The sequence below is a fragment of the Acinetobacter sp. yr461 genome (assembly GCF_900110445.1).
GTDB lineage: Bacteria > Pseudomonadota > Gammaproteobacteria > Pseudomonadales > Moraxellaceae > Acinetobacter > Acinetobacter calcoaceticus.
Genome location: NZ_FODU01000025.1, coordinates 21,958 through 30,486, shown reverse-complemented (window position 1 = coordinate 30,486; position 8,529 = coordinate 21,958). Strand labels below are relative to the sequence as shown.

At 40.3% G+C, this 8,529-nt stretch carries 8 protein-coding genes and 1 rRNA gene; 7 read left to right on the top strand and 2 right to left on the bottom strand.

The genetic code is table 11. From position 1 onward, the window contains the following. Nucleotides 1-170 precede the first annotated feature (170 nt). The 4 genes from rrf (at nt 171) to BMW38_RS18570 (ending at nt 2,805) form a co-directional block, all read left to right on the top strand. Nucleotides 171-285: ribosomal RNA gene (gene rrf / locus BMW38_RS18585) — 5S ribosomal RNA — on the top strand. Nucleotides 286-570: 285 nt separating this feature from the next. Beyond that, complete coding sequence (locus BMW38_RS18580; protein WP_092710902.1) at nt 571-921, top strand: GFA family protein; 351 nt, start codon at nt 571-573, stop codon at nt 919-921. Nucleotides 922-941: 20 nt separating this feature from the next. Continuing rightward, complete coding sequence (locus tag BMW38_RS18575; protein ID WP_092710899.1) at nt 942-1,505, top strand: DUF4256 domain-containing protein; 564 nt, start codon at nt 942-944, stop codon at nt 1,503-1,505. Between the two features lie 136 nt (nt 1,506-1,641). Continuing rightward, the gene (locus tag BMW38_RS18570; protein WP_092710896.1) at nt 1,642-2,805 is read left to right on the top strand and encodes an acyl-CoA dehydrogenase family protein; all 1,164 of its coding nucleotides are present in this window, start codon (nt 1,642-1,644) and stop codon (nt 2,803-2,805) included. A 45-nt stretch (nt 2,806-2,850) separates the two neighbouring features. Here BMW38_RS18570 and BMW38_RS18565 read toward each other — a convergent pair whose 3' ends face one another. Both BMW38_RS18565 and BMW38_RS18560 read right to left on the bottom strand, forming a co-directional pair. Then, nucleotides 2,851-3,351, bottom strand: a complete 501-nt coding sequence (locus BMW38_RS18565; protein WP_092710893.1) for a GNAT family N-acetyltransferase — start codon at nt 3,349-3,351, stop codon at nt 2,851-2,853. After that, nucleotides 3,348-3,947 carry a TetR/AcrR family transcriptional regulator gene (locus tag BMW38_RS18560; RefSeq protein ID WP_092710890.1) on the bottom strand — a complete coding sequence of 200 codons (600 nt, stop codon included), beginning with the start codon at nt 3,945-3,947 and terminating at the stop codon, nt 3,348-3,350. The genes BMW38_RS18565 and BMW38_RS18560 overlap by 4 nt, the downstream gene beginning before the upstream one ends. 186 nt (nt 3,948-4,133) lie before the next feature. Here BMW38_RS18560 and BMW38_RS18555 point away from each other — a divergent pair, with 186 nt between their 5' ends. Genes BMW38_RS18555 through BMW38_RS18545 form a run of 3 tightly spaced genes read left to right on the top strand, consistent with a single transcriptional unit; the run spans nt 4,134 to nt 8,495 of the window. Next, complete coding sequence (locus tag BMW38_RS18555) at nt 4,134-5,939, top strand: acyclic terpene utilization AtuA family protein (protein ID WP_092710887.1); 1,806 nt, start codon at nt 4,134-4,136, stop codon at nt 5,937-5,939. A gap of 20 nt (nt 5,940-5,959) precedes the next feature. Further along, nucleotides 5,960-6,871, top strand: a complete 912-nt coding sequence (locus BMW38_RS18550; RefSeq protein ID WP_213031195.1) for an SDR family oxidoreductase — start codon at nt 5,960-5,962, stop codon at nt 6,869-6,871. Between the two features lie 10 nt (nt 6,872-6,881). Beyond that, nucleotides 6,882-8,495, top strand: coding sequence for an acyl-CoA carboxylase subunit beta (locus BMW38_RS18545; RefSeq protein WP_092710881.1), 1,614 nt, complete (start codon nt 6,882-6,884; stop codon nt 8,493-8,495). The last annotated feature ends 34 nt before the right edge of the window (nt 8,496-8,529 follow it).

The window sequence follows — 8,529 nt, the reverse complement described above, 5'->3', positions numbered from 1 at the left end:
CAGTTGTATATAAAGCATCAATCGATTCATTAATATGCAAAGCAACTTGATTTAGTTATACGCTTAGCTAAAATGAACAAAATAAAGTAAGACTCAATCAGCCCATCTGTAAAGATTTGGAAAAAGCATCGGCAACCAATAAGACCAATGCAAGTATCCATACCAGTTGTGCTGGCGACCATAGCAAGAGTGAACCACCTGATCCCTTCCCGAACTCAGAAGTGAAACCTCTTAGCGCTGATGGTAGTGTGGGGTTTCCCATGTGAGAGTAAGTCATCGCCAGCTCATTATTCAAACACCCTCAACATCAGTTGGGGGTGTTTTTTTATGCTTAAGTTAAAATACACACATAAAATGTTGGGAAATATATGGCAATAAAAAAGAACTCTTATAGAGCCCTTTTTTATATGAAGGAAATTTCGAGTTCGTTCTGGTTTAGAAATGTGCTTCTAAGCCTACATATGGGCCTTTAAATTCAAACTTAAGTAGGATTAGATTACATTTTTATATGGAAAGTTATTTTTTAAACTGGAAAAGTAAGTAGCATGAGAAATATAAAGAGTAAGAAAAATGAAATATCAAGGAAGTTGTCATTGTGGTTCGATTAAATTTGTAGCGGAAGGAGAGTTATCAGAGGTTTTATCTTGCAATTGTTCAATATGTCAGAAGAAAGGTTCTTTGCTTTGGTTCTTACCAAGTAAGCAAGTTAAGATTTCATTAGAAACCCCTGAAAATTTGGCGAATTACACTTTTAACAAACATGTGATTAACCATCATTTCTGTAAAATTTGTGGTATTCATCCTTATGCTCAAGGTACAGATGCAAAGGGTAATGCTATCTTTGCTATTAATGTTCGATGCATAGATGACATGGATTTAGAAAAAATAAAAATAAATTATTTTGATGGGCATTCAGCTTAATAAATATAAGGATTTATCCAATGGTAATTAAAAAGCAATTAGCTCCAAAGCAAATAGAAACACTGATTGAGCTACTAAAAGATAGATTCGAAAAGAATTCACATCGGCATAAAGGAATAGAGTGGTTGAGTGTGCAGACTAAACTAATTAAATCTCCTGACAAACTATGGTCATTGCAAGAAATGGAAAATACAGGAGGAGAGCCCGATGTGGTAGCTTATGACCAACAGAGTGATGAATATTTGTTTATGGATTGCTCTCCTGAGACACCAAAAGGCCGTAGAAGTCTTTGTTATGATCGTGAAGCTTTAGAGTCTAGGAAAGATCACCCACCTAAAAATAGTGCAATCGATATTGCTATAGAAATGGGAGTCGAACTTCTAACAGAAGAGCAATATTATCAATTACAAAAGTTAGGCGAGTTTGATCTTAAAACATCAAGTTGGCTTGCAACTCCAGATGAGATTCGTCAATTAGATGGGGCGATTTTTGCTGACCGTCGTTATGGCCGTGTTTTTGTTTATCATAATGGTGCGCAATCATATTACGCGGTTCGTGGATTTCGTTGCTGTTTAAGAGTATAGACTTTGCATTTTAATAAGAATAATTGGGTTTGATGTTTTATGCCAAGAAATTGGAGATTCTTGCAACTTTTGATTGATGCCAAACATGCCAAGATATGCCTTGGAATTAAATAAAAACATCAGGATATCTCTAAAAATGCAATCCAATCCAATTTACTATAATGAACAACACATTGCTTTTGCTGATAATGTTCGTCGATTTGTACAAAAAGAAATGGCACCTTTTGTCAATGAATGGGATGAAGCCGAGACATTTCCAAGAGAACTATACAAGAAAGCTGCTGAGATTGGTTTATTAGGATTAGGTTTTTCTGAAGAATATGGTGGCATTCCAGATGCTGATCCATTCTATTCATTGCTGGCTGGTGTCGAAATGGCGAAGGCTGGCTCTGGTGGAGTACATATCTCATTGATGGTACATACCATCGGTGCACCACCGATTCAGCATTTTGGTAGTGAAGAATTAAAGGCTAGAGTTCTCCCGAGTATTATTTCTGGTGAAAAAATTTCTGCCTTAGCCATTACTGAACCAAGTGGTGGGTCAGATGTTGCTGCACTTCAGACTAAGGCTGTGCGAGAGGGTGATTATTATATTGTTTCTGGTGAGAAAACCTTTATCACTTCAGGAATTCGCGCTGATTACTATACAGTTGCGGTGCGTACAGACCCGACTAAATCGGGTGCTGAAGGTATTTCGATGTTGCTGATAGATGCCCAGAGTGAAGGAATCACTAAAACACCTTTAAAGAAAATGGGGTGGTGGGCTTCAGATACAGCACATTTGCATTTTGACCAAGTTAAAGTGCCTGTATCAAACCTTTTAGGTAAAGAAAATGCTGGTTTTAAAGTCATTATGAATAACTTTAATATGGAGCGTTTTTTCTTAGGTGTGGTGGCTTATGGTTATGCGTTGGTGTGTTATGAAGAAGCTTTAGATTGGGCCCAGCAACGTAAGACTTTTGGTAAGCGATTAATTGATCATCAAGTAGTTCGTCATAAGTTGGTGGATATGGCAACGCAATTGACTTCAACACGGGCATTACTTGAAGAAACTGCTTGGAAAATGACTCAACAAAAGTTACAGGGCCCAGAGCTCGTAGCTCAAATTTCAATGCTTAAAAATGTTGCTACTCGCACTATGCAATTTTGTGCTGATGCAGCTGTGCAAACATTGGGTGGTATGGGGTTTATGCGTGGAACTAAGTCTGAACGTATTTACCGTGAAGTGAAGGTGAATATGATTGGTGGTGGTGCTGAAGAAATCATGAAAGATTTGATTAGTAAGCAGTTGGGTTATTGATTTTTGATAAGGTGGCCATTGTGCCACCGCATCACATTCATGAGCTTATTGAAATGATTCAATCCATTCCTCGTTTAAAATCGCCCAACGTTCATGATCTTTCCACTCTTTTCCACCTACTCGAAGATATTGTTGAGAAAAGCCTTCTTTGATAAAACCTGCATTTGCAACCAGATGAATTGAAGCAATATTGTCAGGTTGTATATTCGCTTCTAACCTATGTAAATTTAAATTTTTGAATGCTTCATTGAGTAATAATTTGAGGCCTTGCGTCATATAGCCATGACATTGATAGGGATGAAATGCTTCATAACCCAAATAGGCTGAATGAAAGTGACCGCGTATAATATTTGAAATATTAAATGTTCCGGCAATCGCATGGCTATCGGTTAAACAGACAAAATAGCGATGCTCTTGTTCTAAATATGTTTGAAAGTCAGAGGGTGGATAAGTCCAAGGTTGATGCAATTGAACACTGCGTTCATAAGCTTCTTTAATTTCAGCTAAGTCATTTATTTGAGGTTTACGTAAATAGACTGAACTCATTTCAAAGCCATCTCCCAAACCATTTCGGTCACTTCATCAATTTTGACCTTTCCTTCAAGTTTATACCAAGTTACGGTCCATGAAATCGCCCCACCAACTAAACGTCGCCAAATAAAGGCATCATGCTTTATCTTGCCCTTTGTGCGTAACTTTTCAATAACATCTAACCAAATTTGCTCATATTCATTACGCATTTTCAAAAGGTAATCTTGTTTTTCTTTTGAAAGAGCAAACCATTCATAAACCAACACAGCCATGGCAGCACCTGTATCTCCAGTAATCGAGATGAGTTCTGCTTTAATTAGGGCACGTAATTGTTGCTCTGGATCTGTAGATTGAGTTGCTGCATCTTCTAAACGGGCTAGGTTATAAATGATGGTTTGCTCCATCACATGGGCAAGAATGTCATCTTTACTTTTGAAGTGATGGAACAAACTTCCTGATTGAATACCAATAAATTGAGCTAGTTCACGGACAGTAGTTTTGTCATAGCCCTGCTTGTGAAATAGGTACGCGGCACCTTGTAATAAACGACCACGTGGGCTGTCATCAAAGCAAGAGATATTTGGAATCTGTTCAATTGAAGTAGCAATCATACGTGCGGTTTGACCCTTTAAATAAAAATGAATACTAAAATTTTTTGCTAAATCTCACCATATTTCAGAATGATTATCAATTTTGGAAGATTTGGTCAACATCACAATAACATTTTGCTCTTTACAAACCAAGCGCTTGCTTGGTAATGTTGAGAATAATTTTTTAACAAAATAATGAGAAATAAGATGGCAAGTAATCAACAGGATGATGAGCGTGTCGTAAAGATAGGTTGCGCCTCCGGATTTTGGGGAGATACCAATACTGCTGCTTTTCAATTGGTGCATTTAACCGATATTGATTATTTGGTTTTTGATTATTTGTCAGAAATTACGATGTCGATTATGGCAAAAGCGAAAATGGTAGAGCCGAAACATGGCTATGCCTTAGATTTTGTCAGCCGAGTGATGGCGCCTCTACTTAAAAAAATTGCAGAAAAAAAGATTAAGGTGATTAGTAATGCAGGTGGGGTAAATCCGCTTGCTTGTCGGGATGCTTTGCAAAAAATAATTAGTGAATATGGTTTAAACCTGAAAGTGGCTGTGGTCTTAGGTGATGATCTTTTAGCAAAGCAAGAACAGTTCAAACAACAAAATATTCAAGAAATGTTTAGCAGCGAGCCTTTGCCTGATCAGGTGGCGAGCAGTAATGCTTATTTAGGTGCTGTGGCCATTCGTGACGCACTAAACTTAGGCGCAGATATTGTGATTACGGGCCGTGTTGTAGATTCGGCTGTGGTTCTTGCTCCGTTGCTTCATGAATATCAGTGGTCTTTAGAGGACTATGACAAGTTGGCTCAAGGATCATTGGCAGGACACGTGATTGAATGTGGTGCTCAATGTACAGGCGGTAATTTTACTGATTGGCGCTTAGTGCAAGGCTTCGACAATATGGGATTTCCAGTGGTTGAAGTCAGTGAGGATGGCTCATTTGTTGTGACCAAACCACACGGGACAGGTGGTCTGGTTTCTATTGCAACGGTTGCAGAGCAAATTGTTTATGAAATTGGCAATCCACAAGCCTATTTATTACCAGATGTGATTGCTGATTTTAGTCAGGTGCGCCTAGAACAAGTCGGGGAGCATCGAGTGCGTGTGACTAGTGCAACAGGACAAGCACCTACAGCACAATATAAAGTGAGTGCAACTTATCCTGATGGCTATCGGGTTTTAGTCAGTTTTCTAATTGCAGGGCGTGAAGCACCACAAAAAGCGCAAGTAATTGCCGATGCCATTTTAACTAAATGTGAGCGTGTGCTGGCCATGCGTTCAGTACCTCCTTTTAGTGAAAAATCTGTTGAAATTTTAGGCATTGAAAGTACTTATGGCGCACATGCCCAAGCATTAAATAGCCGCGAAGTGGTCGTCAAAATAGCTGTAAAACACATGTTTAAAGAAGCTTGTATGTTCTTTGCATCTGAAATTGCACAGGCTTCAACAGGAATGGCTCCAGCCTTAGCGGGAATCGTTGGAGGGCGGCCTAAGGCATCTCCAGTGATTAAGTTATTTTCATTTTTAATTGATAAAAATCAGGTCAATGTGGAAGTTGATTTTGATGGGAAACGCTATCCTGTTGAAATTCCTGAAGGGTCTTCTACTCAGCAATTCAATACTTTTGCAGGAGGTGAAAGTGCGGTTTATCAAGGGAATGAAATTGAAGTTCCTTTGATTGAAATTGCGCATGCTCGTAGTGGTGATAAAGGCAATCATAGCAATATTGGGGTCATTGCGCGTAAAGCAGAATATTTACCTTGGATTCGTGCAGCACTCACAGAGCAAGCTGTTGCAAGCTATATGCAACATGTTTTGGATGCTGAAAAAGGACGAGTAATTCGTTATGAATTGCCGAGTTTAAATGCGTTGAATTTTATGTTGGAAAATGCCTTGGGTGGTGGTGGTGTTGCAAGCCTGCGTATTGACCCACAAGGCAAAGCATTTGCTCAACAATTATTGGATATGCCTGTAAAAGTTCCGGCAAATCTTTTAGAAAAATAAAATGAATGGATGAAACAAAGATGAGTTATCAATCAATTTTTAGACCTGATGCCTTTGCCAATAAAGTCATTATTGTGACCGGTGGCGGCTCAGGAATTGGTCGTTGTACTACCCATGAGCTTGCCGCGTTAGGGGCTCAAGTCGTAATTACAGGACGCAAAATTGAAAAACTGGAAAAAGTAAGCCAAGAAATTACAGAGGATGGCGGACTCGTTCATTTTATTGTGTGTGATAACCGAGAAGAAGAACAAGTTAAGAATATGATTGCTGAAGTGATTGAGAAGTTCGGCAAACTTGATGGTTTAGTTAATAACGCGGGCGGTCAGTTTCCTTCCGCATTAGAGAATATCTCTGCGAACGGCTTTGATGCAGTCGTGCGTAATAATCTGCATTCAACTTTCTATTTAATGCGTGAAGCCTATAACCAATGGATGGCAAAACATGGTGGCAGTATTGTCAACATGACTGCCGATATGTGGGGCGGCATGCCAGGAATGGGGCATTCAGGCGCTGCACGTTCGGGGGTTGATAACTTAACTAAAACAGCATCGGTTGAGTGGGGGAAATCTGGCGTTCGAGTGAATGCTGTAGCACCGGGTTGGATTGTTTCATCTGGCATGGATAATTATAGCGGGGATTTTGCCAAGGTGATTATTCCAAGTCTTGCTGGCAATGTGCCTTTAAAGCGCATGGGAACCGAGTCAGAAGTTTCATCAGCAATTTGCTATTTGTTATCTGATGCTGCGGCTTTTGTCTCTGGTGTGACTTTGCGTATTGATGGGGCAGCATCGCAGGGAACACGAATGTATCCGCTAGGCGATGCGACAAATAGTGAATCTTATAATGGTTTCCATCGTGCGTTTATTCCTGAAATTTTTAAAAAAGATAAGACTGAAAAAGCTGAGCAAAACAATAATTCAGGCTTGGAGTGAAGAATAAAAAATGACCATTCTCCAATCCGAAATTGCTGTTGGTGGTGAACAGTATCAAAAGAATAAAGATGTACTCCTTGCTCAGTTGAGTGAGGTCCGTGCAATTCAGCAAAAAAGCATTGATAAATCATACGCTGCTAAAGCAAAGTTCGATAAAAAAGGCAAAATTTTGCCCCATGAACGCGTGCGGTTATTGCTAGATGCCGACTCTCCTTTCATCGAACTTTGTGGTTTGGTTGGCTACAACATGCATGATGATAAAGATGGCTCGGAAGCTGGGGGCGGGGTGATTGCTGGCATTGGTTTTGTTAGTGGTGTGCGTTGCCTAGTCTCTGCAAGTAATAGTGCAATTAAGGGAGGAACTATGTCGCCCATGGGTGTGCAGAAGACTTTGCGTTTGCAAAAAATTGCTTTGGAACAAAAACTTCCGCTGATTACGCTAACCGAAAGTGGCGGCGCCAACTTAAATTATGCAGCAGAAGTATTTACCTACGGTGGTATGACCTTTGCCAATCAGGCACGCCTTTCTGCAGCAGGTATTCCACAACTGGCTGTTGTACATGGTAATGCGACAGCAGGTGGTGCTTATCAACCTGGGCTTTCTGATTATGTGATTGCGGTACGTAAACAAACCGAAATGCTTCTTGCAGGCCCTCCATTACTCTTGGCTGCAACTGGTGAAGTGGCAACGGCTGAAGAATTGGGCGGGGCAGAAATGCACTCTCAAATTGCCGGAACCGCCGAATATTTGGCAGAAAATGATGCTGATGGTATTCGACTTGCACGTGAAATTTTTGAGCATCTGAACTGGAAAGAACAGATCAAACCAGTTGATGCAGTCTATAAAGAACCTCGTTACGATGCCGATGAATTATTGGGTGTGATTCCAAGTGATCCTAAACAACCATTCGATATGAAAGAAGTGGTAGCCCGAATTGTTGATGATTCAGATTTTCTTGAATTTAAGCAGGAATATGATGATTTAACTGTTTGTGGTTGGGCAAAAATTGGTGGCTTACATATCGGTATTATCACCAATAATGGTCCGATTACCCCTCAAGGTGCGGCGAAAACAGCTCAGTTTATTCACCTGTGTGAACAGACACAGCGTCCGCTATTGTTCTTGCATAACACCACGGGTTTTATGGTGGGTACCGATGCAGAGCAAAACGGTATTATCAAACATGGTTCAAAATTAATTCAAGCTGTTGCCAATTGTACCGTGCCGAAAATTTCGATTGTGGTAGCTGGGTCGTATGGAGCTGGCAACTATGCGATGTGTGGACGTAGTTTATCACCAGACTTCATTTTTGCTTGGCCGAGCTCACATGTTGCTGTAATGGGTGCCGCTCAGGCTGGAAAAGTCTTACGTATTGTGGCCGAAGGCAAGCAAAAAGCTTCAGGTCAGGAGCCTAATCCTCAAATGCTCGACTTTGTGGAGCAAAGTACAGCCATGAAATTGGAGCAACAGTCTACAGCACTTTTCAATACGGCCATGTTGCATGACGACGGCATTATTGACCCTCGCGATACCCGAAAATTACTGATTTTCCTTTTACAAACCATTTATGAAGCACAGCAGCGGACATTGAACCCAAGCCGTTTTGGGGTGTCTCGATTTTAAGCAACTTTTACCGCAATTAAAAAAATTATCAGGA